General features: G+C 37.5%; 25 protein-coding genes. 14 read left to right on the top strand and 11 right to left on the bottom strand.

All coding sequences use genetic code 11. The features are described from left to right. Positions 1-214 precede the first annotated feature (214 nt). The gene (trhO, locus tag ADM90_RS11485) at positions 215-1,186 is read right to left on the bottom strand and encodes an oxygen-dependent tRNA uridine(34) hydroxylase TrhO (RefSeq protein WP_053995153.1); all 972 of its coding nucleotides are present in this window, start codon (positions 1,184-1,186) and stop codon (positions 215-217) included. A 138-nt stretch (positions 1,187-1,324) separates the two neighbouring features. On the opposite strand from trhO, the gene ADM90_RS11480 reads away from it, so the two are divergent. Next, positions 1,325-2,107, top strand: a complete 783-nt coding sequence (locus tag ADM90_RS11480) for an enoyl-CoA hydratase (protein WP_053995152.1) — start codon at positions 1,325-1,327, stop codon at positions 2,105-2,107. Positions 2,108-2,157: 50 nt separating this feature from the next. Here the strand turns inward: ADM90_RS11480 and ADM90_RS11475 are convergent, their stop codons facing one another. Continuing rightward, positions 2,158-2,343, bottom strand: a complete 186-nt coding sequence (locus tag ADM90_RS11475; protein ID WP_053995151.1) for a YhzD family protein — start codon at positions 2,341-2,343, stop codon at positions 2,158-2,160. Between the two features lie 254 nt (positions 2,344-2,597). Between ADM90_RS11475 and ADM90_RS11470 the strand changes: the two genes are divergently transcribed. The 4 genes from ADM90_RS11470 to ADM90_RS11455 all read left to right on the top strand — a co-directional run bounded on the left by ADM90_RS11470 (position 2,598) and on the right by ADM90_RS11455 (position 9,151). Then, on the top strand, positions 2,598-3,812 hold the full coding sequence (locus ADM90_RS11470) for a metallophosphoesterase family protein (RefSeq protein ID WP_053995230.1): 1,215 nt from the start codon (positions 2,598-2,600) through the stop codon (positions 3,810-3,812). A 5-nt stretch (positions 3,813-3,817) separates the two neighbouring features. Beyond that, a complete protein-coding gene (locus ADM90_RS11465; protein ID WP_053995150.1) occupies positions 3,818-6,703 on the top strand; it encodes an ATP-binding protein in 2,886 nt (961 codons plus the stop codon). Then, positions 6,700-7,635: a 3'-5' exoribonuclease YhaM gene (gene yhaM, locus ADM90_RS11460; RefSeq protein WP_053995149.1), complete on the top strand. Its 936-nt coding sequence runs from the start codon at positions 6,700-6,702 to the stop codon at positions 7,633-7,635. Before ADM90_RS11465 ends, yhaM begins: the two co-directional genes overlap by 4 nt. Positions 7,636-7,846: 211 nt before the next feature. Further along, entirely contained in the window at positions 7,847-9,151 is a 1,305-nt protein-coding gene (locus tag ADM90_RS11455; RefSeq protein ID WP_053995148.1) for a methyl-accepting chemotaxis protein, read from the top strand. Positions 9,152-9,211: 60 nt separating this feature from the next. Here ADM90_RS11455 and ADM90_RS11450 read toward each other — a convergent pair whose 3' ends face one another. Continuing rightward, positions 9,212-10,186, bottom strand: coding sequence for a peptidylprolyl isomerase (locus tag ADM90_RS11450; protein WP_053995147.1), 975 nt, complete (start codon positions 10,184-10,186; stop codon positions 9,212-9,214). A gap of 143 nt (positions 10,187-10,329) precedes the next feature. On the opposite strand from ADM90_RS11450, the gene ADM90_RS23825 reads away from it, so the two are divergent. Next, the gene (locus ADM90_RS23825; protein WP_004230765.1) at positions 10,330-10,434 is read left to right on the top strand and encodes a YjcZ family sporulation protein; all 105 of its coding nucleotides are present in this window, start codon (positions 10,330-10,332) and stop codon (positions 10,432-10,434) included. A 154-nt stretch (positions 10,435-10,588) separates the two neighbouring features. Here the strand turns inward: ADM90_RS23825 and ADM90_RS11445 are convergent, their stop codons facing one another. The 6 genes from ADM90_RS11445 to ADM90_RS11420 form a co-directional block, all read right to left on the bottom strand. After that, positions 10,589-10,774, bottom strand: coding sequence for a hypothetical protein (locus ADM90_RS11445; RefSeq protein WP_053995146.1), 186 nt, complete (start codon positions 10,772-10,774; stop codon positions 10,589-10,591). Between the two features lie 70 nt (positions 10,775-10,844). Further along, positions 10,845-11,390, bottom strand: coding sequence for a DUF3267 domain-containing protein (locus ADM90_RS11440; protein WP_053995145.1), 546 nt, complete (start codon positions 11,388-11,390; stop codon positions 10,845-10,847). A gap of 129 nt (positions 11,391-11,519) precedes the next feature. Then, positions 11,520-12,080 (bottom strand): HTH-type transcriptional regulator Hpr, encoded by a 561-nt coding sequence (locus tag ADM90_RS11435; RefSeq protein ID WP_053995144.1) that lies wholly within the window; start codon positions 12,078-12,080, stop codon positions 11,520-11,522. Positions 12,081-12,236: 156 nt separating this feature from the next. Further along, the gene (locus ADM90_RS11430) at positions 12,237-12,632 is read right to left on the bottom strand and encodes a YtxH domain-containing protein (RefSeq protein WP_053995143.1); all 396 of its coding nucleotides are present in this window, start codon (positions 12,630-12,632) and stop codon (positions 12,237-12,239) included. A 120-nt stretch (positions 12,633-12,752) separates the two neighbouring features. Continuing rightward, positions 12,753-13,289: a tryptophan transporter gene (locus ADM90_RS11425; protein ID WP_053995229.1), complete on the bottom strand. Its 537-nt coding sequence runs from the start codon at positions 13,287-13,289 to the stop codon at positions 12,753-12,755. Between the two features lie 129 nt (positions 13,290-13,418). Then, positions 13,419-13,832 carry an HIT family protein gene (locus ADM90_RS11420; protein ID WP_053995142.1) on the bottom strand — a complete coding sequence of 138 codons (414 nt, stop codon included), beginning with the start codon at positions 13,830-13,832 and terminating at the stop codon, positions 13,419-13,421. A 256-nt stretch (positions 13,833-14,088) separates the two neighbouring features. On the opposite strand from ADM90_RS11420, the gene ADM90_RS11415 reads away from it, so the two are divergent. The 3 genes from ADM90_RS11415 to ADM90_RS11405 all read left to right on the top strand — a co-directional run bounded on the left by ADM90_RS11415 (position 14,089) and on the right by ADM90_RS11405 (position 17,176). Then, complete coding sequence (locus ADM90_RS11415) at positions 14,089-14,838, top strand: ABC transporter ATP-binding protein (protein WP_053995141.1); 750 nt, start codon at positions 14,089-14,091, stop codon at positions 14,836-14,838. Beyond that, complete coding sequence (locus tag ADM90_RS11410; RefSeq protein WP_053995140.1) at positions 14,822-16,006, top strand: ABC transporter permease; 1,185 nt, start codon at positions 14,822-14,824, stop codon at positions 16,004-16,006. Before ADM90_RS11415 ends, ADM90_RS11410 begins: the two co-directional genes overlap by 17 nt. Positions 16,007-16,102: 96 nt before the next feature. Beyond that, positions 16,103-17,176 (top strand): Rpn family recombination-promoting nuclease/putative transposase, encoded by a 1,074-nt coding sequence (locus ADM90_RS11405; RefSeq protein ID WP_053995139.1) that lies wholly within the window; start codon positions 16,103-16,105, stop codon positions 17,174-17,176. Positions 17,177-17,292: 116 nt separating this feature from the next. On the opposite strand, the gene ADM90_RS11400 is transcribed toward ADM90_RS11405, so the two are convergent. After that, entirely contained in the window at positions 17,293-17,808 is a 516-nt protein-coding gene (locus tag ADM90_RS11400) for an antibiotic biosynthesis monooxygenase family protein (RefSeq protein ID WP_053995138.1), read from the bottom strand. Positions 17,809-18,042: 234 nt separating this feature from the next. Here ADM90_RS11400 and hemE point away from each other — a divergent pair, with 234 nt between their 5' ends. The 5 genes from hemE (at position 18,043) to ADM90_RS11375 (ending at position 24,524) form a co-directional block, all read left to right on the top strand. Next, positions 18,043-19,092 (top strand): uroporphyrinogen decarboxylase, encoded by a 1,050-nt coding sequence (gene hemE, locus ADM90_RS11395; protein ID WP_053995137.1) that lies wholly within the window; start codon positions 18,043-18,045, stop codon positions 19,090-19,092. A 126-nt stretch (positions 19,093-19,218) separates the two neighbouring features. Beyond that, entirely contained in the window at positions 19,219-20,139 is a 921-nt protein-coding gene (gene hemH, locus ADM90_RS11390) for a ferrochelatase (protein WP_053995136.1), read from the top strand. A 14-nt stretch (positions 20,140-20,153) separates the two neighbouring features. Next, positions 20,154-21,575 carry a protoporphyrinogen oxidase gene (hemY, locus tag ADM90_RS11385; protein WP_053995228.1) on the top strand — a complete coding sequence of 474 codons (1,422 nt, stop codon included), beginning with the start codon at positions 20,154-20,156 and terminating at the stop codon, positions 21,573-21,575. Positions 21,576-21,769: 194 nt separating this feature from the next. After that, positions 21,770-22,693 (top strand): LysR family transcriptional regulator, encoded by a 924-nt coding sequence (locus tag ADM90_RS11380; RefSeq protein WP_083448527.1) that lies wholly within the window; start codon positions 21,770-21,772, stop codon positions 22,691-22,693. Between the two features lie 313 nt (positions 22,694-23,006). After that, the gene (locus ADM90_RS11375) at positions 23,007-24,524 is read left to right on the top strand and encodes a succinate CoA transferase (RefSeq protein ID WP_053995135.1); all 1,518 of its coding nucleotides are present in this window, start codon (positions 23,007-23,009) and stop codon (positions 24,522-24,524) included. 136 nt (positions 24,525-24,660) lie between these two features. Here the strand turns inward: ADM90_RS11375 and ADM90_RS11370 are convergent. Continuing rightward, on the bottom strand, positions 24,661-25,264 hold a 604-nt coding region (locus ADM90_RS11370), incomplete at its 5' end, for a transposase (RefSeq protein ID WP_152927999.1).

Raw genomic sequence — 25,264 nt, 5'->3', positions numbered from 1 at the left:
TGCTCTTTTTGAACGAATTGATAATGCTAGGGTAGGAACACTATGCTTAAGTTTTTGAGCGGTAAGCACTTTAAAATGATTACTTAGACCACGATATGAGACGGGAATCCATCCGCAACGATGGCTTGGATCAAATGATTGATCAGATCTGGAATTTTCATTTGCTCAAACTACCGAGAAACGATCTTCTAATAATGCATTATCTCACTAATTATTAACAATTTGATTTTTGAACCTCTGCAATCTTAGCAATTTGCTGTTCAACCTGTTTTTTCGTCCAATCGTTTTCTTCCACGAAAAAGTTACGTTCGGCACGGCGACAATCATCTGAACAGCTACGCATATAAAAGTTCTCGTGCTTTTCTTCACATAGCATTAACTTATGACATTCCGGGTTTGCACAGTTGATATAACGTTCAGAAGGCTCTCCTGTGAAATAATCCTTGCCGACAATAACATGCTCTACTTGATTAATCGGCACACTTCGACGGCGGTCAAAGACAAACATTTGTCCATTCCAAAGCTGGCCTTTTACTTCAGGGTCTTTAGCATAGGTAGCAATCCCTCCGTGTAATTGACCTACACTTTTGCCATAACCCTCACGCTTTAACCAGCCTGAGAATTTTTCACAGCGAATGCCGCCTGTGCAATAGGTTAGAATCTTTTTATCGGCAAATTCCTCTTTATGCTCCTCCATCCATGCTGGCAGTTCACGGAAGGTTTCAATATCAGGACGTATTGCGCCTTTAAAATGACCTAAATCATATTCATAATCATTGCGTGCATCAATAATAACGGTATCTTCTTCCTGCATTTGCGCCATAAATTCTTTAGGCGCTAAATAATCGCCTGTCATTTCTAATGGATTAATATCCTGCTCTAAACCTAAATGAACAATTTCATGGCGAGGACGTACATGCATTTTTTTAAATGTATGGCCTTCAACCTCATCAATTTTCCACATTATATCACTAAAACGAGGATCTGCCTTCATATGATTCATATAAGCATCTGTTTGTGCGATTGTCCCTGAAACCGTACCATTAATTCCCTCATGACCTACTAAAATACGGCCGAGAAGCCCGATTTCTTTACAAAATGCTAAATGTGCCTCTGCAAATGCTTCAGGATCTTCAATCGTAACATATTTATAATAAAGCAATACACGATAGTCTTTTTGTGTCAAAATACATAAACCACCTTTATAACAATATTCGTCCTTTAATATAGCATAACAAGCGTAATTTTGCGTAGGGTAGAAGGAGTTTTCTAAAAAAACACGAATAATATATAGTGAATGACTATTCATATGGGGGTAATGGAGATGGAGTTTTCAACAATCACACTAGAAAAATTAGAACGCCGGGCAACACTCACATTGAACAGACCACAGGCGATGAATGCAATGGATGGGGTAATGATGCGTGAGCTTGCAGAATGCTTTGAGGCACTACAGCAGGAGCAAGATATACAGGTGCTTGTGATTCGTGGAGAAGGGAAGGTTTTCTCAGCAGGTGGCGATATTAAGGCAATGCTTGATAAAGACAATCCCCTAGATATTGACGAAGCAATGACCTATCTTACACGTATTGTCAAGGCCTATTATCAGCTACCAATGATTGTTATTGCGGCAGTTCATGGTGCATCGGCAGGATTGGGCTTTAGTCTAACGCTAGGAGCAGATATAGTTGTAGCGTGTGAAAATAGCAAGCTAGCAATGAACTTCATTGGTATAGGGCTTATCCCCGATGGTGGTGGTCATTTCTTTATGAAGGAGCGTGTGGGCACTGTAAAAGCTAAACAAATGATTTGGGAAGGAAAGGTACTAACAGCAAAAGAAGCATTGGATGTAGGATTAATCGATTATATGGCGTCAGATGGCACAGTATTTGCTATGGCAGATCAGCTTGTTGGGAAAATGCTTGCTTCACCTATTGCTGCTATGATTACAACGAAAAAAATTCTACATGCTCAAAATTTAACTCAGCTAGAAAGTATCCTAGCATTGGAAGCGGAAGGACAATCCGCTATGCGTAAAACAACAGATCATTTAGAAGGTATCCATGCGTTTGTGGAGAAAAGAACACCAGCCTTTATTGGAAAATAGCGATAGTAAAAGGCACGTAGCAATATTTACTATGTGCCTTTTACCAGTCACTAAACATGGAATAAAATTAATTTACCTGAAGAGTTAACAAGACGATGTGTTTTTTCAGCAACGCCTTTTTCTTCAATTTGCTGCTGTCCATTTACTTTAGCAATCTCATCATTTTCAAATGTCCATGTTTCATCAAACAATGTTTCCCCTGTTTTTTCAAAAGCTGTAAAACGATAATTCTCCATACAAACCCCACCTTTTTACTTAAATATAGTTCTATTATACATAGAAGATTTCTAAACTTCACGATAAAACTAGTGAATTTTTTGATAAATTACGAAAATTGTGGAAAAAGTAAGGCGAAGGTGTTTTTAAAGGTAAAGTATTTTCCATTCATCAAGAAATATGGTAAAATAGAACAAATATTCGTTTTTATAAGATGCCTCTTTTGTTAGGGTTTGAAACAGCTCACAAAGTGGTCAATAGTTGGGGTGATTGGATGTCAGCAATTCGTTTTTTTCATTTGGCAGATTTACATTTAGATAGTCCATTTAAAGGGTTATTTGGCTTACCTGAACATATTTTAAAAAAAATTCGGTCCAGCACTTTTGATGCCTTTGATAAAATTATTCGCAAGGCAATTGAAGAGAAGCCTGATTTTCTACTGATTGTAGGAGATATTTATGATGGCGAAAATCGAAGCTTGCCAGCACAGCGCAGGTTTCAGGATGCAATGGAAAAGCTTTTTCAGCATAATATCCCTGTGATTATTAGCTATGGTAATCATGATCACTTAAATGGCACATGGACCCGCTTTGCTTTGCCAAGTAATGTTTATGAGCTACCTGCGGAGACAAGTGTAGTCCAATTAAAAATTCGTGGTCAGCAAGTTAATATTTACGGCTTTAGTTATAATAAGCGGCATTTAAAGCAGTCGATGATTGACACATACCCCATTGCACAAGATCAGCAGGTGATTCATATTGGGATGCTCCATGGTAGCGAGGCAAGTGATACCTCCCATGCTATGTACGCACCTTTCACCAAGCAGCAGTTACTTGATAAAAACTATCATTACTGGGCATTAGGGCATATTCATAAGCGCCAGCTTTTGCATCAGGAGCCCCCCATTGTTTATCCAGGCAATATTCAAAGTCGCCATCGCAAGGAACAAGGAATAAAGGGCTTTTATGATGTAACATTGTCACAAAATGCTGCTGAGCTAGAGTTTTCCCCTACCTCTGCGGTTGTTTATAACACGATAGCGGTAGAGTGTGCGAATGTTATACATGCCAATGAATTATTAAATAAATGTACTGAAGCGATTGCTGCTCATCGGATAAAATACGGGGCATCAGTAGTAGAACTACACTTACAACATATTGATGAACAAACGGAGGCTTTATTTGAACATGCAACAGTAGATGCATGGTTAGAGACAATACGAGAGGCAGAAGAAGGACTGGAGCCCATATGCTGGGTGCAAAAAATAATAGTGCAAAAGTCTGCTCGATTAGATAACCATACAGCCATTACTCAAACTGTTGTCGATCTAATGGAGCAGTGGGATAGCAATGAATGGAAGGATATTTTAAAGGATTTGTATCAATATGCAGGTGGCGCTCGGCTGATTGACCCTCTGACTGAAGAGGATATTAAACAATTAGTGAACAACGCTCAGGCATTACTAGTAGAAGAAATTCAAAGGGTGTGAACAGCATGCTGACAATAAAAAAAATCCACATTTATGGCTTTGGTAAGCATGAAAATATCATCATTTCCTTAAACGAGGGTGTCACTATTTTTTATGGCATGAATGAAGCAGGAAAAACGACCATTCAACAGTTTATTTTACAAATCCTCTTTGGCTTTCCAACAAGACAGCAGCCGCAGCGTAAATATGAACCAAAAGTATCGACGAAATATGGAGGTCAGCTTACGTTATCACATCCATTATATGGTCACTGCACAATTGAGCGTGTGAAAGGAAAGGCTGTAGGAGATGTCACCGTTTATTTAGAGGATGGTACAACTGGACAGGAGGAATTGTTAGCGAAGCTATTATATGGTTATCCCAAAGCATCCTTTGAATCTATTTTTTCTTTTTCATTGCATGAGCTACAAGGAATCGAAAAAATGTCAGAGGAGGAGCTCACACATTTGCTACTTGCCTCAGGAACAACAGGAATACAGCATTTGTCAGCCGTTGAAAAGAAAATGGAGAAAGAGGCTGGTGAACTCTTTAAAAAAACAGGTAAAGTGCCAGTAATAAACCAAAAGCTTGAGCAATTAAAGCAGCTTGAACGAACGATTAGACAGGAACAAGTAAAAATTCAAACTTTTGAGGATAAATTACAGCAATTACAGGCACTCGAGCAAAGACTAGAGCAGCTCTATCATACACAGCAATTACAGCAGCAGCAGTGGCAGCAACTCACCATCCAAAAGCAGGCACTACCGTTGATCAAACAGCAGCAGACGCTACAGCAAGCACTTGCCAATGAGCAGCATATCCAGTTTCCAGCAGAAGGCATTAGACGCTATGAGCAAGTAAAGGATCGCCTTTTACATGAACGTCAACAGCTTAAGCAATTAGAAGAGCAGTATCAAGCATTACAGCATAAACTATTCGCTACAGTGGATGAACAAACAGTCAATGAAATGGCTCTCCTAATGCAAAAAGAGGCGACATGGCATCAATTAATTGCAAAGGCACAAAATTTACAAGATGATCTTTATTTACTTGAGCAAGAAATTGAAGCGCAATTTCGTTTACTAGGCGTGCAGGAAGAAGAGGCACAGGAAATACTGCTTGGAGAAACGGTTTCATTGCAGCAGGAAGAGCAATTTCAGCAGCAGCTAAGTATGCTGGAGGAGGCACAGGCGGAGCAACAGTTTTATTTGCGTTCAATGGAGCAGGTTCATATCGATTTAGACAATATGGCAAAGCAACAGCAACGACTCAAGCAGGAGTCATTAACACCGGAGGAGGAACATATTTTAACACAGTGGCCACACCAGAAACATCAACTTGAGCAACTACGTGCCGACAAATGGCAGCGTGCACAACAGCAGCCACAGTATGTAATATGGTTGGCATGTATTATCGGACTTTTAGCAATTATGTATGGTGTAATGGAAAAAAATATGGTTGTGACCATTATTGGTGTAGTAGTATCAGTGCTTATTATTTTATTGACAAAATATAGTAAACAGGCTGATGGGTCATCTAATAGAGAGCATGATCAGCTTATACGAGAGCTAGAGCAAGTGGAAACAAGGGCACAGGCGATACTTGTAAAGAAACAAAGACTTGAGGATCGCTGGGTACATGTGAGTGAGCAGCAACAAGAAAAGGAGCAGCAATATGCTCAGTTGGAATATAAAATTCAGCAGGCTGAAATGGTCAGCGAGGAAGCTACCCAAGTATTGCAGCAATTTTTAAAACGCTACCGATTACAGGGGACTATAGCTACAACCTTAATGCCTGAATTGTTTACGCGAATTCGCACTGTGCAGGAACTAGCAGCCAAAAAAGCGAGCACCTATCACCTTCTGCAAGCAGTGCAGGCAGAAAAGCAGATTCTTTATCAACAGCTACAGCAGGTTGTAGACGGGATATACAGTGAGCAAGAAATATATATGTATTTACGCACAGCCTATCTCGAAGCACAGCAAAATCAGCAGCAGGCACAGCAAACGAATGAGCAACTAGCGAGCCTTCATATAAAAATAAAAGGGATACAGTCACGTATAGAGAGCTATATGGCTGATATCACTCAGTTATTTGGTGCTGCAAATGTGCAAAATGAGCAAGCGTATTATGAAGTACATGAACAATTTGAGCAGCAGAAAAAAATTACAACAGAGCTTCAAACAATTCACAATCAGTTAGCAGCCTTGAATCTTTCTAATCAAGAGGGATTACAAGAGGCGTCTGTTATGGAAGGTATCCGCGCTTTAGAGCAAGACCAAAACTTGGTGCAGCAGGAGCTAGACCAATGCCTTGAGCAACGTGCCACATTACAAATTCAAAAAGATCAGCTCTTAAATGATGAAACCTATGGACAATTACTTCAACAATTTGAACAAGAAAAAGCACAGTTGCAACAGCTTGTGGAGCAATGGGCATCTAAAAAGGCTGTGGCAACAGCTATTCATGAAACATTATTCCGCCTTCGAGAAGAAAAATTACCGCATGTTTTAGCGAAGGTAAATGAGATATTCCAATTACTAACAGGTGGCCGTTATGAGAGACTGTCGATTAATGATGAGGGCTACTTTACGGTGCAAGATGTTGCAGGGTTGCGCTATCAAATGGTTGAATTATCACAGGCAACAAAGGAGCAAGCCTATATTGCCTTGCGTATAGCACTTGCTAAAACATTGATAAGCTCTGCTCCATTTCCACTAATAATGGATGATCCATTTGTCCATTTTGATCGAAACCGTACAGACAAAATGGTACAATTAATGAAAGAAGTAGGATATGAACGCCAAATTTTATATTTTACTTGCCATGATACAATGCTTAGACATTGGCAAAAAGAGCAAATTGTTGATATAACAGCGCTAGCAAATGAAAGGGGAGTGGCGTCGACATGAAAGGCATTACAACGCTTCAAGTAGGAGAGCCAGTTGATCAATATTTACTAATTAAACAAGCGACAAAAGGAATTACAACAGTTGGAAAGCCATTTATGTCGCTGATCTTACAAGATAAAAGTGGCGATATTGAGGCAAAGCTATGGGACACAAACGAGGAGCATGAAAATATGTATCATGCTGAAGCAATCGTGCGTGTAGGTGGAGAAATCCATGACTATCGAGGAAAAAATCAATTACGCATTAAATCAATTCGTGTCGCAAAGCCAGAGGAAGGGATTGCGATCCATGATTTAGTGCCGTCCTCAGCAACGCCAAAGGAACAGCTTTATGAAGAATTAACACAATTTTTCTTTGATATTAAAAATCCGAATATTTCACGTATTACAAGAGCGGCCATTAAAAAGCATCAGGAGGCTATTTTAGTGTTTCCAGCTGCCACTAAAAACCATCATGACTATGCATCGGGTTTATTAGATCATATGGTATCTATGCTAAGGCTTGGCAAAGCGATCACGGATTTATATCCAACGCTTAATCGTGATTTATTATATGCAGGTATTATTTTACATGATATTGGTAAAGTAATTGAATTATCAGGACCGGTTGCGACAATGTATACAGTCGAGGGTAATCTACTAGGGCATATTACGATTATGGTCAATGAAATTGCGAAAATTGCGAGCGAATTAGATATAGAAGGTGAAGAGGTTATGCTGTTACAACATATGGTATTGTCTCATCATGGGAAGGAAGAATGGGGCAGCCCGAAAAAACCGATGCTACAGGAAGCAGAAATCTTACATTATATTGACAATATTGATGCGAAGATGAATATGCTAACAAGAGCATTAGGAAAAACAACTCAAGGTGAATTTACAGAGCGACTTTTCCCACTCGATAATCGTTCCTTCTATAAACCTAAAATTTAGAAATCAAAGGCTACCAAGAAACCTCTTAGTAGCCTTATTTTTGTGCAGAAAATGTTAATAAGAAGGAAATTTTTATTACTTTTTATCTAAATTGAAAATATTTGATTTAGATCTAAAGGTTTGTATATAAAATAGTAGAGCCTATCAATTGTACCAATACTAGTATTTATTTTAGAATATAGAAAGAAATACATAGGAATGGGGAAAAACAATGGATAAAGAGGTACTTTTTTCGCAGGAAATTAAATTTTGGAAAAGCTTAATTTTTAAAATGATACTAGCTATAGGGATAAGTTTATTTATTAGCTCATATGTTTCAGAATTTATTAGTCATCAAGTTGAAAAAGTAGTGGCGTTGAATGGTAGTGCAGGTGTTGCCATCAATACATTTATTTCATTATTCATTGGGACAGTTATTATTTCATTATGTACAAGATATATTGTGTTAAAGCGTGTTAATCGTGTGCTAAAGGCAATGACAAAGGCTGCTAATGGTGATTTAACAGTGCGTATTGACGATAAATTTAAAGATGAGATTGGACAATTATCAGCTGAGTTTAATCATATGTTAGCCCAAATTGGTACAGTTATTGAGAAGGCAAATAAAGCCTCTACAGATGTTTCAGAGTATACAAAGGAATTTACAGCTATTACAGAGCAGAGTAGTTATACGGTTGAAACAATTTCAGGTGCTATTGGAGGTATTGCCTCTAGTGCAGAAGGACAGTTAAGGCAATTGGATTTACTATCTAGTTCTGCTGGTTTAATTATTAAGGATATGGATCATGTCTCCTCTGCTGTACAGGCAGTTGCAGCTACAGCGAATGAAACCAATCAAAAGGCAGGTTTAGGGTTGCAATTAATTAAGCAAACTATCGGAAAAATGAATACCATTAATGAGTCTGTCCATCAATCAACAGAGGTTGTGAATGCTTTAGGTGAAAAATCAAAGGAAATCAGTACGATTGTCGCGTTAATTACAAGCATTACGGATCAAACAAATTTACTTGCATTGAATGCATCCATTGAAGCGGCACGAGCAGGAGAAGCAGGAAAAGGCTTTGCAGTTGTTGCGGATGAAGTTAGAAAGCTAGCGGAGGAATCAGGAAAGGCTGCCGATAATATTCGAACATTAGTGGACGATATTTTAAACCAAACATCAGGTGCTGTTAATGCTATTAATAGTGGTACAAAATTTGTAGATGAAGGTCGGGAATCCGTTGAACAGACAGGCGATGCTTTTAAAAATATTGTAGATTATGTGCAGCAGATTAGTCTTCGTACAAATGAAGTAACAAATATTGTCTTGCGTGTCAATGACAAGGCAAGCCAAACAGGTGATGCCGTCAAAGAGATTGTAGAAATTGCGAACGACACATCCTCAGGTTTACAGCATATTGCTGTATCAATAGAGCAGCAAACTGCGTCAAATGAGGAAATTGCAAGCTCAGCAAATGTTCTTCAATCGATGTCAAACGATTTACAAGCTGAAATTAGCCAATTTAAAGTGAAATAGCTAAAAGGGAGCATCTCGTATTTCAGATGCTCCCTTTTATAGTTATAACAAGTATCTCGATTATTTAGCTTCTTCGTCTGTCTCTTCTGCTTTATCGTCTTTCTTGTCAGCTTCTTTTTTAGCCGCTTCTTCAGCTTTCTTAGCTTCTTCTTCAGCTGCTTTTGCTTGTTCCTCACTTGTTGTTGTAAAGACTTTTAATGATGCTTCTAAATCTTTATCAGATGTTTTAATATCCGTTTCCTTTGCTAATTTTGCCACAATATCCTTCGCAAGGGCTTGATCAGCACCTGTTTGCTTTAATCTTGCAAACATTGTTTCAACGATGTTTTCTTCTTCTTCTTCAAATGAGCCAATACCTTCTACATCACGTTTTTCAGTAATTTCAATCACATGGTAGCCAAAGCTTGATTGAACAGGCTCACTTAATGTATTTAACTCAAGTGCATAGGCAGCATCATTAAATTCATCGACCATTGCCCCAACAGAGAACCAGCCAAGCTCTCCGCCTTTTTCAGCAGAGCCAGTATCTATTGAATATTCTTTCGCTACATCTGCAAATTTAGCGCCGCCCTTGATTTTTTCAATGACTTCTTTCGCTGTTGCTTCATCAGCTACTAAAATATGACGACCATTTAACTCTGTTTTCATTTGCTCATAATATTTTTTTGTATCAAATGAATCTTTTACAGCTTTTTCTTGCAGAAGCTGTACACGTAAAGAATCTTTAAAGCCTTCTTCTGTTAAGCCACTTTCTGCAAGTGCTTGTGCAAAGCCATCGCCAAATTGTGCAGCTGTCATATCATATGCTTCTTTTACTTCTTTATCTGTTACGTCGTATTTATCAGCTAATATTTTTTCAGTAAGCATTTGTTGCATGACAAATGAGCCTGTTAAAGCCTTTGCTTTTTCATTAAAATCAGCTACTGAAATATCGCCTACTTTAGAAGTAATGATTGCTTTGTCATCTCCACCGCTACATGCACCAAGCGCTAAAACAGAAGCAGCTAATGTTAAAGATAAAACTGTTTTTTTCATAGTGGATATTCTCTCCTAACATGGTTTCGTCCATTTTTTACTATAACATAAACGCTTTAAAAACAAAATGGTTCCCCCTTGAGTATTGCCTATATTTCAAAATTCAAAGCGCATAGGATATAGAAAAGAAAGGGGGTGAAGTTATGGGCAACGGAGGATACGGTGGCGGTGGCTACGGCTCAGGCTTTGCTTTATTAGTTGTGTTATTTATTTTATTAATTATCGTTGGTGCAGCGTTCCTATACTAATTAATAAAATTGTGAAAAGCTAAGAGCTTTATACTCTTAGCTTTTCTTGCACTATTAAACATTCGTGCCACATACGGACAATGATAAGTTGTTGCATGGGGGCTCAACTGATTGTCATCTGTATGAGTAGGTGCGAATGTCTTTGTTGTTTCCTTTATACGGCGTATAAAATTTCAATATAGAATGAGACAAGTAATATTGTAATAAGTATATTGATCGTTCGGAATACTTTTGGTTGGTTCTCTTCGGGAATTTCACGTCGCACACATAGCGTATATGTCATGCGGTTTATTTGAAATAAATAGAATACCGAGAATAGCACTACAATCATTAATAGCAAGTCTATTCCTCCCCTCTTTCAATAGTAATAGCATAACAAAGAATATCATCAAAACACAAGTACAAGGAATTTAATGTATGGTCGGTGGAACTAAAATTTCATAGCCCTTAGGTGTTTCCTCAATTTGCGAATTTTTCGGTGAATGCAATAAATATTTCACGTACAGAATATCAATCACACATAAACTACAATGATAAGCTAATAATAATGTACCATAATGTGTATATACTGGTAAAAGTAATGTACCTACTAAAATAGTCGTATTAAGGACGATAAAGGGTGCTAATAATGCTAAAATATAACGATGCTTTGCCAGTGGCTCACGAATACGCATGTGTAACACAGGAATAATATAAAATTGCATACGCACACGTAATTTTAAATGCTGTCGTAAATCGTAAAGTGCAAGAAAGTGTAAAAATTTATGGATCGGATACAGTGTTATAACAGCGATTATAAAGAGCCAAAATAAATGATCTGTATAATGCTCCTCATTGAATAAATTAAAGATTACATAAGACGTGCAAAAAACGAATAAAAACGTTAGTACACTCATTATAATAATACGCGTAGTACCGTAATGATGTTCTAGGTTTAAAATTTTCCAACAATGCATAGTGTATATCAACTCCGAAAATAGGAAGTGTCCTATTTACTGTAATTTGAATACTGTTAGAATGCAAGAAAAAGGAGGCGTTTCAGAAATATTTCTGAATGCCTCCTTTCGCAAAAATAAAACTTTATTTTATCCTTTTACAGGTGTACGTTGTTCAAGCGTGTCAAAGGAATCACGGAAATGCTGGAAGGAGCGTTCGAAAATATCAATGAAATCCTCACCATAGATATTACGAATAACAGCCATCACATCCAAAAAGTCTGGGAAACGACCATAGAGATCTTTTAATGCCAGCGATCCTTCTAGTACAGAATGATACGTATTATGATAGTTTTTATTCATTTCTATAATTAGCTCTGTGCCAGTTTCTGTTAACTCAACATACGTATTACGTTTGTCATCATCACGCTTTGAAAATTTAAGAAGCCCTCGTTCCTCTAATTTCTTGGAGAAGTTAAATGCTGTTGAAACGTGCATTACGCCGAACTTTGCTACATCGGAAATAGAAGCCCCTTTTAGATGGTAGGAAATCCATAAAATATGGTGTTCATTGATATTTAAGTCATAAGGTTTAATCCATTGCTGCCAATCCTTTTCGACCGCTTTCCATAGAGCTTTTGATAATTGTGCGATTCTTTGACTGTAAAGCATCGCTTCTTTTTTTGTGTATAATTCCTCTGACAAAACCATCACCTACTGCTTTCTTTCACATTTTAAAAATATTATAGCAGTAAAGAAAAAGAGTTTAAAGTTCGAAAAATTAAAAAAATAAAAGTTGTTAAAAAAATAACATTATAACAATTTTATTTAATAAAAAAACGAAGTTTTATTTAAACAAAAAGGACTTTAGTCGCTAACCTTTTCTTGAGATTTTTCTTTATTTTTTGTGATTTGTGCGATGTTTTGCTCGATTTCGTTTATTGAATTCTGTAATGCTTCTATTTCTTGTTGTAAATTATTTTTAGTTGGCTCAATTTCCTCTGTAAAAGTTGTAATGGTTTGTTTTAAATCATTTATTATTTGAGGAATATTATTTTTAACTTCGTTTGTCAATGTGTTGACAGATTGCTTAACAGTTCCTGCCTGCTGCTTTACATCCAAGAGCATTTCTTTTGTTTGGTCTACATTTTGCTTTAAGGAAGCACGTAGCTGTTGCCCTGATTGAGGCGTAGAGAAAAGTACAGCGAGTGTTCCGCCAATAATGCCTGTTGTAAGTCCAAGTAAAAATGGTTTTGCTTTCATATGCGTCTACCTCATTTCTTATCTGTTTATCTATTATTAAACCACGAAATGCATAAATACAAAAATAAAAAAGAAACTAACGATGTGATGAATCACCACGCATTAGCTTCTTTTCAATATTTATGAAATTTGAGAAATCGCTGTGACAAACTTAGAACGCTTCACTAATTTTGAAACAATTGGATAAATTACTGCAAAAGCGATAACGTTAAATACAACAGCTGGAAGGACAACGCCAATAAATAGCATCGCAAACGTTGCACCAACATTTGCATTAAACACAAAAAGCGCAACAGTTAAAAAGACAGTTCCAGATAAAATTGTACCCAATCCAACTAAAATTGCTGATACAGCAAAATGATTCACTAATTTTTTAAGGAATAGTAAAGCACCTAAAAAGACAAAACCTGTAATCGCCTTATCAATAATATTTGGCACAAGACCAGCAGGGAATGTTGTAAATAAACCTGAAAGGACCCCTGTTGCTAAAGAAAGTAAAAACGTTTCTTTCACAGTAGGGAATAGTAAAATGCCAATAAACATCATTGTAAGCATAAAATCAGGCTTCATGCCATTTATCATTCCTGGTGTAACCAAATAAAGTGCTGCACCGACACCCACTAAAAGTGCCATTAATACTAAATTCTTCGTATTCATCATCTAATCTCTCCTCAACTCAACTAATCTATTTGTCTCCTAACGTGCCCTCATAGCCGTTAGCGAAACTTATTTGTGATTGTACGTTAAAATTTTGACAATTGCAATACATAATGCTGAAAACGTGATTTAAAGATGTGCTTTAATACTTTCCGCAACCTCTACCAATTGTTCTGATGAATAGGTTTGTGTCGGCCAAATTAAGCCTAAGCCTTCTTTTTCATCGTAACGCGGAATAAAATGTAAATGGTAGTGAAATACAGTTTGTCCAGCAGCAGCACCATTATTATTAATGGTATTTAAACCTATGGGCTGAAATGCTGCTTTAATAGCATTCGCAATTTTTGGCGCAGCAGCGTATAAATTACGTGCCACTTCCTCTGGCATTTCAAAAAGATCTTGGCAGTGCTGCTTTGGAATTAATAGTGTGTGACCTTTTGCGACAGGTGAAATGTCTGTAAATGCATAAACATGATCGTCTTCATAAATTTTTGTACTTGGAATAGAGCCATCAATGATTTTACAAAATAGGCAATCGCTCAAATGAATTTCCCCCTTACTCGTATATGTAAGTATATTCTATCATACTCAAACCTGTATCATTTGCTAATTTTTGATAAAATATAAAGTGCATCTTCAATCAATGAGGGGATTCCTTACCCCTCGCTGATGATTAGTTTCACTAAATGGGTTTTTACAGGCTATTGTCCTACTTAAACAACTAGGGAACTTACAGCCTATAGCTTTCACACATAAAATATCTGTTCATGCGGGATAAAATAAGAAGAGGAGTGAGGATATGTCGGTATTAGAGGTACAACATGTGACGGGTGGTTATACGAGAAAACCTGTTATTAAAGATTTATCTTTTACGATTGGAAAAGGAGAGCTTGTTGGCTTAATTGGCTTGAATGGGGCTGGTAAAAGTACAACAATTAAACATATTATCGGTACAATGCTGCCAAAGGAAGGGAATATTCGTTTAAATGGTGTAACCCTAAAGGAAGATACGGACAAGTATCGGACAGCCTTTTCCTATATTCCTGAAACGCCTGTATTATATGACGAGCTAACATTAAGAGAGCACTTAGAATTAACAGCAATGGCTTATGGCATGAATAAGGCTACACTTGATGCTCGTTCAGCTATCTTATTAAAGGAATTTCGCATGGAGAAAAGATTAAATTGGTTCCCATCTCATTTTTCAAAGGGAATGCGACAAAAGGTTATGATTATGTGTGCTTTTTTAGTGAACCCTAGTCTTTATATTATTGATGAACCCTTTGTAGGGCTAGACCCACTTGGTATTCAATCATTGTTAGATCAGATGGATGAAAAGAAAAAAGAAGGTGCTTCGATATTAATGTCTACGCATATTTTATCGACAGCTGAGAAGCATTGTGATCGCATTATTTTACTGCACGAAGGAAGTGTACGAGCGCAAGGGACAATGGCAGATTTGCGCAACGCCTTTGCTATGCCAAATGCAACATTAGATGACCTTTATATTGCAATGACAAAGGAGCGGGACCATGAAGAACTTGCGTGATGTATGGTCCTCTCGCTTTATGCATTATATAGGAGAAGTACAAAAATATATGCAATTTACTTTTACAGGACATATTGCCATTGTACTTGTCTTTCTAATTGGGGCGGGAGGCTATCAATATAGCGAATGGCTAAAAGTGGTGCAAGCCGATTTTCCAGCAGAAATTTTGATTGCTGTGATTGTTGGATTATTATTAATTTTTAGTCGCCCAACTACACTGTTGCGAGAACCAGACCAAGTGTATTTATTACCGTTGGAGTCAAAAATGTCACAGTATTTTAGCAAGGCTTTAGCGTGGACATTTTGGTCTCAAGTATGGATAGCTGCCATTGTTTATATTGTTAGTATTCCATTGCTAAAGGCAGTAACAGATTTAACAACGCTTAATATTTGGCTGATCTTTTTACTGATTGTTGTACTGAAGTATATTAGTGTGCAAGGTGAATTTAACTATCGCTATAGTGAGCGTGGTCAACTTGTATGGGTGGACAGGCTAATTCGAGCTGTGATATTTGTTGTAGCTATTTATCTGGCTCTCCAAACGCAGCTATTATTAGTCATTATTGCGACAGTAATTAGCGTTATTTATATGGTAGTCTTTCGTAAAAAATCTATTGGTGAACCTATACCATATGAGCATTTTGTCAAGCTTGAACAAAACCGCATGATGAGTTTTTACCGCTTTGCCAATTATTTTACGGATGTTCCTCATTTACATGGCAGTATTCGTCGCCGGGGTTGGCTGGATTGGTTGTATAAATTTATTCCATATGGCAAGGGCAACGCTCAAAAGTATTTAGTATTTCGTACATTTATCCGTACAGATGACCATTTTTATTTATGGCTTCGTCTGACGGCTATTTCAGCCATCATTGCAGTCTTTGTAGATATTCCTGTTGTAACATGGATTGTTGCAGGCGCATTAAGCTTTGCCACAACCATTCAGTTAAAGCAGGCATTGCTAACAAGCGGGGAGTTTCGCATGGACATGCTGTACCCATTGCCAGATAATGCTCGTCGTCTAGCTGTGAAGCAAATTGTACGTCTGGCGATGATAACGCAAGCTGTTATTGTTGGGGTATGTGCCATTACACAGCCGATGTTTTATCTGACGATCGTTATTATAGTCGGTGTAAGTGAATTAACAATGAAAATTTCAAAACCATAAAGTAAACGATAAACCGTCTGACATTAAATGCTGCTATGCGGTTTATAATTTTGGTGCATTGAACCATGGTATAATGAGTAAAAAAGGGGACAAACAATGAACAAACGAGCGCTGTTAAAAATTCCGCTAATGAAGCTAATGGATTTGAAGATAGATTATGCGTTTAAACAATTGTTTGGCAATGAAAAAAATAAAGAGATTACAGTGGTGTTTTTAAACGCAATATTGAAACGCACTGGGCGAGATGTGGTCAAGGACATTACTTTTCACAATGTAGAAGTTGGGGGTGCGTATGAAGATGACAAGCAATCGAGGCTCGATCTACTCGTTAAAACGGCAACTAACGAATGGATCAATGTTGAAATTCAGTTTACCAATCAATATGATATGGTCAAACGCTCCATCTATTATTGGTCAAAAGTCTATACAAAGCCATTACAGAAAAAGATGACCTATAGACGATTGACCCCTGTTATTGCGATTAATATTATGAATTTCACGTTATTTCATCAATCTACACAGTTCCACAGCACCTATCGTTTATATGAAGATACGGAAAAAACATTATTAACAGATGTGATGGAACTTCACTTTATTGAGATTCCTAAGTTATTAAGCGATTGGAAACAACAAAAGCTAGATCCGTGGAATGATGTACTTGCTAGATGGTTATTGTTATTAGGAATTGTGAATCATAAGAAAGAAAAGCAAATCTATGAGGATATTTATAACGAACTGGAGGCGATTGCGATGAAAGATGAGCAATTATTCGAGGCATTAGCTCAATGGCGCGAGCTTAGTTTAACCGAAGCACAATACCATGCCTATGAAGGGCGTCTCAAGCGTATTTTAGACCAAGAAGCTGCTGAGGAAGAAGCAAAGATACGTGAGCAGGAAGCGAGAGCGAGAGGGTTAGAACAAGGGTTAGAACAAGGGTTAGAGCAAGGATTAGAGCAAGGATTAGAGCAAGGATTAGAGCAAGGAGAAAGAAAAGCTTTATCGCAAATGGCAGAGATACTATTAGCCCAAAAATTTGGTGAGTTACCTGAAGAATTAAAGAAAGCAATTCGTCAAGCAAATAGAGAAGTTTTGAATCAAATTACAGCTAATATTTTTACAATTGGTAGTCTTAATGAAGTGAAGGGATGTTTAAAAGGGGCAGCGAAGTAAAATTTATAGTTGCTCTTAGAATTAGATGCAAAAGGGCTTGAGAGGGAGATATTCCTTTCAAGCTCTTTATTTTGGTTTAGAGAGTAACCAACATGACAGCCAATAGTATCGATTTTTTACTCTGCATCTTCTTTCGGTATAGCACTATATGTTGTGATGTAAGAAGCTGCTGAAAAGATATTTTGTTGACGTACGCCTGTTGTGTCTTCATTAGTGGCATGAGCAGCTTGGAAGGCTTTAGAGTTTTTCCATGTTTCAAATGAATGAGGTCCATTCCACTGGGTCAATACAATATAAGTATCACTTTTGATCGGTCGGAGTAAACGAAATGCCACAAACCCTGGTTCATCCTCAATGGCCCCTGTACGTTGTAAAAAACGATGCTCAAATACTGGGCGACCTTCATCTGTGACAGGGATATTATTAAAGACAAAGAAGCCACGTTCTTCTAAATCATTCACCGCATCTAATACCTCAAATTTACGAGGCGTCGCAAAAACAGATTTCCCTGTTGTTTCATGGATTAATACAGAATTGCCGTCTCCATGAATTAAAATCATATGCTCCTGTGAATGTTTGTTTTTTACCTGTTCTAAAAAATCGCCAGTGCCAGAAGTTAAATAAATATACATTATTTTATCCTCCTTATCAATCTTGCTAATTATAGCGTGATTATACCCTTTTCAGTGTAAGTCTAACGCCTTGTGTGAAAAGAAAATACCTAGAAAGAACAATTTTATGACATTTCGTAAGGAAAACTATACAATATTAGAGGAAGCGTTTACTATTGAAAACGGATATCAATAATAAAGAAATAAACAAGACATTTTTTATAATAGGAATTTATTGAGGGGAAGGAACTATTCATGACAACTTTTAATGATACACTTCTACGTGCAGCACGTGGAGAAAGGACAGCACATACACCTGTATGGTATATGCGTCAGGCAGGACGTTCTCAACCAGAATACCGTGCGATTAAAGAAAAATATTCTTTAGAGGAAATTACCCATCAACCTGAGCTATGTGCCTATGTTACTCGTCTCCCTGTAGAAAATTACAATGTCGATGCAGCCATTTTATATAAGGATATTGTCACACCTCTTCCTGGAATTGGCATAGACGTAAAAATTAAAGCAGGCGTTGGTCCTGTTATTGCAAATCCTATTCGTTCAGTTGCAGATGTAGAAAATCTAGGTGAATTTGATGCAAAAGAGCATACGCCATTTGTATTGGAGACGATCAAATTACTTGCCGAAGAGCAATTGAATGTTCCTTTAATCGGTTTTGCTGGGGCACCATTTACACTTGCGAGCTATATGATTGAGGGCGGCCCTTCAAAAAATTATAATAAAACAAAATCATTTATGGTATCAGAGCCTCAAGCGTGGTTTGCTTTAATGGACAAGCTAGCTGATATGATTATTGCGGATGTTACGGCTCAAATTCAAGCTGGCGCTAAAGCCATCCAAGTATTCGATTCTTGGGTTGGAGCCTTAAATGTGGAAGATTATCGTATATTTATTAAACCAGTGATGACACGTATTTTTGCAGAGCTACAAAAAGAAAATGTGCCATTGATTCAATTTGGTGTTGGAGCTAGTCATTTAGCAAAGGAATGGAATGATTTACCGATTGATGTGGTAGGCTTAGACTGGCGTTTACCGATTAAAGAGGCACGTGCACATGGTATTACAAAGCCTGTACAAGGCAACTTAGACCCCTCTCTATTACTGGCAGATTGGTCGGTGATTGAAAAACGTACAAAAGATATTATCGATCAAGGCTTAGAAATGCCAGGACATATCTTTAACCTGGGACATGGTGTTTTCCCAGAGGTTGACCCAGATGTCTTAAAGCGTCTGACTGCACTTATTCATGAGTATAGTGCACAACAAATTCAAGCACATTCTTAATAATATGTCCTTTTCTATGGATGAATGATTGATCTCATTGTAGAAAGGGAGCTGTCCAACATACATGATTGGGCAGCTTCTTTTTGTCACATAATGTATAAAAATAATTTTAGAGGTGAAAAGGGAATGAAAGAAGTTAAAGGCTTATTGGTAATGGCATACGGAACACCTTATAAAGAAGAAGATATCGAACCTTACTATACACATATTCGTCATGGACGCAAACCTTCTGCGGAGCATTTAGAGGATTTACGCAGTCGTTATGAGGCAATTGGCGGCTTATCACCATTAGCAGCAGCAACCCAAGCACAGGCTGAAGCATTATGTGCACGTTTAAATGAAGTTCAGGATGCAATAGAATATAAATTGTTTATCGGTTTAAAGCATATCCATCCATTTATTGAGGATGCGGTAGAGCAAATGGTGGCAGAGGGCATCAAAGAAGCGGTTTCTATTGTTCTAGCGCCTCATTTCTCCACGTTCTCTATTAAGTCTTATAACGGTCGTGCTGTAGAGGCAGCAGGAGATCGTTTAACAATTACTTCTGTAGAATCTTGGTACGATGAACCAAAATTCATAGAGTATTGGAAGCAACAAGTAAATGCTACATTTGATGAGATGTCTGATGAAGAGCGTGAGCAAGCATGTTTAATTGTATCGGCACACTCATTGCCTGAAAAAATTAAAAGCCTAGGTGATCCTTATGAAGAGCAATTGATTGAAACGGCTCAGCTTATTCAAGAAGCAACTGGTTTAAAAAATGTTGAGGTGGGCTGGCAATCAGCAGGGCAAACACCAGAGCCTTGGATTGGTCCAGATGTCCAAGACTTAACACGTGAGCTATTTGAAGAAAAAGGTTTCCGTACATTTGTTTATACACCAGTAGGCTTTGTCACTGAGCATTTAGAAGTATTATATGACAATGATTTTGAGTGTAAAGTTGTGTGTGATGAACTTGGTGCAAAATACTATCGTCCAGCGATGCCAAATACACATCCATTATTTATTGATGCGATGGTAGAGGCAATTCATAAAAAATTAAGCTAAGCGAAAAGAAAGTGATGATGTTGGTGACTCAGAAAAGACGAAAGGTAGTTGTCGTAGGCGGTGGCGTTACAGGCCTTACAGCTGCATTCTATATGCAAAAAGAAGCAAGCGCAAAAGAATTGCCATTAGATATCGTACTTGTCGAGTCGTCATTACGTCTTGGCGGAAAAATTCAAACACTAAGAAAAGATGGCTTTATTATTGAGCGTGGGCCAGAATCCTTTTTTGATCGTGAAAACTATGTCAATGCCTTAGCGAAGGATCTTGGTATCGAACAAAAAATAATGACAAGTAATGCAGGACCAACCTATGTGGCTGTGGGTAGTGCGCTCTATCCAATACCTAGCCACCTGTTATCAGGAGAGACGCCACATATCTCATCTTTTATTACATCAGGCTTATTTTCGCTTAGTGGTAAGGTCCGAGCTGCAGGAGATTTTTTCATCCCTCGTTCTGAACAAGATGATGATCAACCATTAGGAGCGTTTTTTAGAAGAAGGTTTGGTGCAGAAGTAGTGGAAAATTTAGTTGAACCATTACTCGCAGGTACATTTGCGGGAGATATCGAGCAATTAAGTATGAGCTCTACGTTTCCACAGCTATATAGCTTAGAGCAAAAATATCGCAGCTTACTAATTGGTATGAAGAAGTCAGGTGCAAACTTCTTAAGTCAGCATGCGGTTGATGAAAATAAGGGAATCTTTCAAACGTTTAACAATGGTCTTGAAACGTTGATTGAAAGTTTAGAAGAATCACTACTTCCTGGGACTGTGATGAAGGGTGTCAAGGTTGAGGAAATTGACCATGGCAAGGATGGATCGGTTCAGGTGATACTCAACAACTTCTCACATATAAAGGCTGATGCGGTTATTATTGCAACACCATTTAATATGGTAGAAAAAATGTTTAGGAAGCATCATTTGTTAAATGAGCTAGGGACAATGAAGGCAGCAACGATTGCAACGGTCACGATGGCCTTTAAAAGGGAACAGCTTGGAAATGTCAATGCACTTGCATTTTACGTCTCTCGAAATAGTGATTTTTCAATAACTTCCTGTACATGGATGAATCGAAAATGGCCAGGTACAGCGCCAGAGGATCATATTTTATTGCGTAGCTATATTGGACGAGTGGGCGATGAAGCGATTGTCGCCTTATCAGATACTGAGATTGAAAAAACTGTCTTACAGGATTTACAGAAAACCATTGGGATAGATGGCGCACCTATTACAACTGTGGTGACACGATGGAAAAATGCAATGCCTCAATATACGGTTGGGCATGAGGCAAAGGTTCAACGGATCAAGCAGGAATTACAGCAACACTTTCCAACTGTTAAATTATCAGGAAGCTCCTTTGAGGGCATCTCTGTACCTGAATGTGTACAACAGGGTAAAAAGGTAGCAGAGGAAGTACTACAAGAATTATGGAAATAAAAAATAGTACAAACATTCGCTTAGATGTTTGTACTATTTTTATGTTTATTAATAAATAGTGGATAGAATTACTGAATAGACGGATAGAAACTTAAAAGTGGTGGATTGAATCTCTAAATTAGAGGATAATGTATAAAAGCTAGCTAATTTTTACAATAAACAGAAAAATTTCATATAGAAAGGACTGGAGTAGTATGGAATTACGGCATTTAGAGTATTTTTTAATGGTTAGTAAAGAGCTACATTTTACAAAAGCCGCTGAAAAATTAGGAATTTCACAGCCCACTTTAAGCCATCAAATTAAGATGCTTGAAAAAGAGATAGGCTATTCGCTATTTAACCGTGTTGGCAAGAAAATCGAACTGACGAAGGTAGGAGAAATTGTCCAACAAGAAGCATTGAATATTCAAGGCTCTATTCAAAGTATGGCCTCACAAATTGTAGCATTCTCGAAAATAGAAATCGGCGAATTGAGAATTGCTGTGTTGCCTGGGGAAATAACTGATTTAGTATCTACTCTATGCATTCAATTTAACCAGCTATATCCAAACATTAAAGTGTTTATTGAAACGACAGATCAGGTAGAAAAGGCCGTTTTAGAAAATCGAGCTGATTTTGGAATTAGCTTTCACCTTAATCAGTATGATATATTGCAAGTAACAAAGCTGTATGATGAAGATTTTTATTTGATTAGTAATCAACGTCATGAAGAGCCAAAAGTTTCATTTTCTGCTGTTTTAGATTGTCCTCTTATTTTATTTCCAACTATGCATCAATGTAGAAAATTACTGAATAAGACCAGCTTTGAAATGGGCAGACAATTAGAGCCTATTGTTGAAACGTCTAGTATTAAATCTATCTTGAATCTAGTTCGAAGTGGTATAGGCCGTAGTATTGTTTCACGTACTTTATATGAATTTTATGATACAGGAGATTTATTTTTCCAACATATTGAAAAACCATCTTTGACCAGGGGTGTTTATCTTGTGATGAAAAAGAACTGTTTTATTAATTATGCAGCACGTGAATATATTAAGTTATTAGTACGTGAAATCGAAAAGCTTCATTTTCACACAGAGAAAGATGCGATTAATTCTTTGTATAGTTATGTATTATAGGTTTTATCTATCATTATCATAGAAATAATGTAATAGACGAACGGAAGAGCCCTCTTTACAATATAGACAAGACATCTTATGAAGATCACAAATAAATATTGTTAAGGTATGTTTGATTGGGAGTAATGTTTATGAATTTTATCAGGTATTAAAAGGCTGCAAATCCTCCATTTTCAAAACGAAAGGTAACATTAACATGTGGCAGCCTGCAAAAACTGTGGGGATGAGGAAAACCTCACTGGTTGAAGCTTCACTTATACCAAAAATTCATAAAGTAAATGCGCACTACTAAACTAATATGAGGTGATTGTGAATGGGAAAAGATTTAAGTCAATTCATTAGAAATGAAGCGTTTTTAGACAAAGTTGTTTCAGCTGAGGAAGCAGCTTCTTGGATTGAAGACGGAATGAACCTTGGTATGAGTGGATTTACACTTTTCGGTGAGCCAAAAGAATTTCCGATTGCACTTTCTAAACGTGGCGAGCAAGAAGACTTTAAAATCAACCTGTATACTGGAGCTTCATTAGGACCAACTGCCGACCAATCAATGGCTGAGGCTGGCATCGTTAACTTACGTGTTCCTTACCAAGGAAATGCTGTAATGCGTGGGAAAATCAATAAAGGGGAAATATACTATATTGATCAGCATTTATCACATACAGCAGAAGAAGTGAGAAAAGAAACATTAGGAAAAATAAATTATGCGATTATCGAAGCTGCTGCAATCACTGAAGATGGTTATATTATTCCAACCGGTTCTGTAGGAAATTCGCCAATCTTTGTGGAAAAGGCTGAAAACGTTATCATTGAAATCAACACGACTGCACCTAGCGCGTATGAAGGGCTTCATGATATCTATGTACAGAAAGAGCAAGGTGAACGTAGAGAGATTCCGATTTATAATGCTTCAGATCGAATTGGAGAAATTGGCATTAAGGTTGATGCCGAAAAAGTAAAAGGAATTATTTTATCAGAACAGCCTGATGTTCCTTCACCATTATTCGAGCCAAACGAAGAAACACAGCAAATTGCCAATCACTTATTAGATTTCTTTGCTAGTGAAGTAGCAGCAGGAAGTTTACCGCAATCATTAGCTCCGTTACAATCTGGCGTAGGATCTGTGGCAAATGCAGTGTTAAATGGCATGGCAAGTTCTCAATTTAAAGACATTGAAGTGTTTTCTGAAGTATTACAAGATGGAGTCTTTGATTTAATTGATGCGGGTATCGTTAAATTTGCAGCTGGTACTGCATTCTCTCTTTCAAAGAAGCGTGTTGATTCATTAGCGGAAGATTTAGAGAAATACAAAGATAAAATTATGTTTAGACCGCAAGAAATTTCGAACAATCCAGAAGTGATTCGTCGTTTAGGTGTGATTTCATTTAACACGGCAATTGAGGTGGACATTTACGGAAATGTCAATTCGACGCATATTAATGGCACAAAAATTATGAATGGCATTGGTGGCTCCGGTGACTTTGCTCGTAATGCTAGAATTACAATTTTTGTAACATCTTCGTTAGCAAAGGATGGAGCGATCTCAACAATTGTTCCTTTTGTATCGCATATTGACCATACAGAGCATGATGTAGATGTGATTGTGACAGAGCAAGGCTATGCTGATCTTCGAGGGCTTCCACCAGTGAAGAGAGCAGAAAAGCTTATCGAAATTGCACATCCTAAGTACAGACCACAATTACGTGCTTACTTTGAAGAAGCAAAAGAGAAGGTAGGCGGTCAAACACCACATATTCTCGAAAAAGCTTTCTCCTTCCATACCAACCTAAAAGAAAAAGGGACAATGTTAATGGAAGAAGAGGTAACAAATTAATTATAAGACTAAAAAAGGGTTACGATATAAGATGTAGCCCTTTTTTCTTTAAATAATCCTTATGTGAATCAATTTCATAAATCGATTTTTTCAAGAGCTTAGACTGCTCCTGTGTCTGATTTTTGTTTTTTAAAATTTAAGCTGCGTTGTTTTGTAGCTGTAAACGTACATTCATCCGATCGACTGCTAATTTGCAGGCATTATAAATAAACGTCACAAGGTTGAAGTGCAGTTTAGCTTTTCTACCGGTTTTGTGACGGACGTTGTTTAACTGAAAAAATTGCTTTAAATAAGCATTTACTCGTTCGACAGCTGTGCGTTCCTTGTAAAGTTTCTTCCATAGCTCGGAGCCACGTGCTGGAAACGTGTATTTGCGGATATCGGTTTCACACTTGATTTTAAACACCTTTTGACAGAGCGAGTCATCACGTAATGGACAGGTTGCGCAATCTTTTGGACGTGTGAACTTAAGCGTTTGATACTTTTCATCAAAGCTGTCGTAACAGTAGCTATGTTCACGCACACAGGTTGGACGGAAATGTTCATCAAAACCGATCATTTCGCCCTCACGTCTTTTCACATATGGAATCACAGCTTTCATCTCTTGTATTGAAATCTGGCGGTAAATTGCTTCATAGTCATAACCTGCATCGAAAATAGCCGTTGTGAAATGGTTAGGCATGATATGGTTCATCTTTTTTAGTAACGGAATCGCCGCTTTACTATCACTCAGATTGCCG

The sequence above is a fragment of the Lysinibacillus macroides genome (assembly GCF_001281525.1).
GTDB classification, from domain to species: Bacteria; Bacillota; Bacilli; order Bacillales_A; family Planococcaceae; genus Lysinibacillus; species Lysinibacillus macroides.
Note: the sequence above shows the minus strand (reverse complement) of the source record. Positions and strands in the feature narration are given on the sequence as shown.

Coding starts and splice junctions, on each gene's coding strand:
- ADM90_RS11435 (WP_053995144.1), bottom strand. CDS start 12,080: ATGGTTTTGTCAGAGGAATTATACACAAAAAAAGAAGCGATGCTTTAC.
- hemY (WP_053995228.1), top strand. CDS start 20,154: ATGATGTTGGTGACTCAGAAAAGACGAAAGGTAGTTGTCGTAGGCGGT.
- yhaM (WP_053995149.1), top strand. CDS start 6,700: ATGAAAGGCATTACAACGCTTCAAGTAGGAGAGCCAGTTGATCAATAT.
- ADM90_RS11430 (WP_053995143.1), bottom strand. CDS start 12,632: ATGAAAGCAAAACCATTTTTACTTGGACTTACAACAGGCATTATTGGC.
- ADM90_RS11450 (WP_053995147.1), bottom strand. CDS start 10,186: ATGAAAAAAACAGTTTTATCTTTAACATTAGCTGCTTCTGTTTTAGCG.
- ADM90_RS11440 (WP_053995145.1), bottom strand. CDS start 11,390: ATGCATTGTTGGAAAATTTTAAACCTAGAACATCATTACGGTACTACG.
- ADM90_RS11415 (WP_053995141.1), top strand. CDS start 14,089: ATGTCGGTATTAGAGGTACAACATGTGACGGGTGGTTATACGAGAAAA.
- hemE (WP_053995137.1), top strand. CDS start 18,043: ATGACAACTTTTAATGATACACTTCTACGTGCAGCACGTGGAGAAAGG.
- ADM90_RS11410 (WP_053995140.1), top strand. CDS start 14,822: ATGAAGAACTTGCGTGATGTATGGTCCTCTCGCTTTATGCATTATATA.
- ADM90_RS11375 (WP_053995135.1), top strand. CDS start 23,007: ATGGGAAAAGATTTAAGTCAATTCATTAGAAATGAAGCGTTTTTAGAC.
- ADM90_RS11465 (WP_053995150.1), top strand. CDS start 3,818: ATGCTGACAATAAAAAAAATCCACATTTATGGCTTTGGTAAGCATGAA.
- ADM90_RS11380 (WP_083448527.1), top strand. CDS start 21,770: ATGGAATTACGGCATTTAGAGTATTTTTTAATGGTTAGTAAAGAGCTA.
- ADM90_RS11425 (WP_053995229.1), bottom strand. CDS start 13,289: ATGAATACGAAGAATTTAGTATTAATGGCACTTTTAGTGGGTGTCGGT.
- hemH (WP_053995136.1), top strand. CDS start 19,219: ATGAAAGAAGTTAAAGGCTTATTGGTAATGGCATACGGAACACCTTAT.
- ADM90_RS11405 (WP_053995139.1), top strand. CDS start 16,103: ATGAACAAACGAGCGCTGTTAAAAATTCCGCTAATGAAGCTAATGGAT.
- ADM90_RS11470 (WP_053995230.1), top strand. CDS start 2,598: ATGTCAGCAATTCGTTTTTTTCATTTGGCAGATTTACATTTAGATAGT.
- ADM90_RS23825 (WP_004230765.1), top strand. CDS start 10,330: ATGGGCAACGGAGGATACGGTGGCGGTGGCTACGGCTCAGGCTTTGCT.
- ADM90_RS11455 (WP_053995148.1), top strand. CDS start 7,847: ATGGATAAAGAGGTACTTTTTTCGCAGGAAATTAAATTTTGGAAAAGC.
- ADM90_RS11480 (WP_053995152.1), top strand. CDS start 1,325: ATGGAGTTTTCAACAATCACACTAGAAAAATTAGAACGCCGGGCAACA.
- ADM90_RS11475 (WP_053995151.1), bottom strand. CDS start 2,343: ATGGAGAATTATCGTTTTACAGCTTTTGAAAAAACAGGGGAAACATTG.
- ADM90_RS11400 (WP_053995138.1), bottom strand. CDS start 17,808: ATGTATATTTATTTAACTTCTGGCACTGGCGATTTTTTAGAACAGGTA.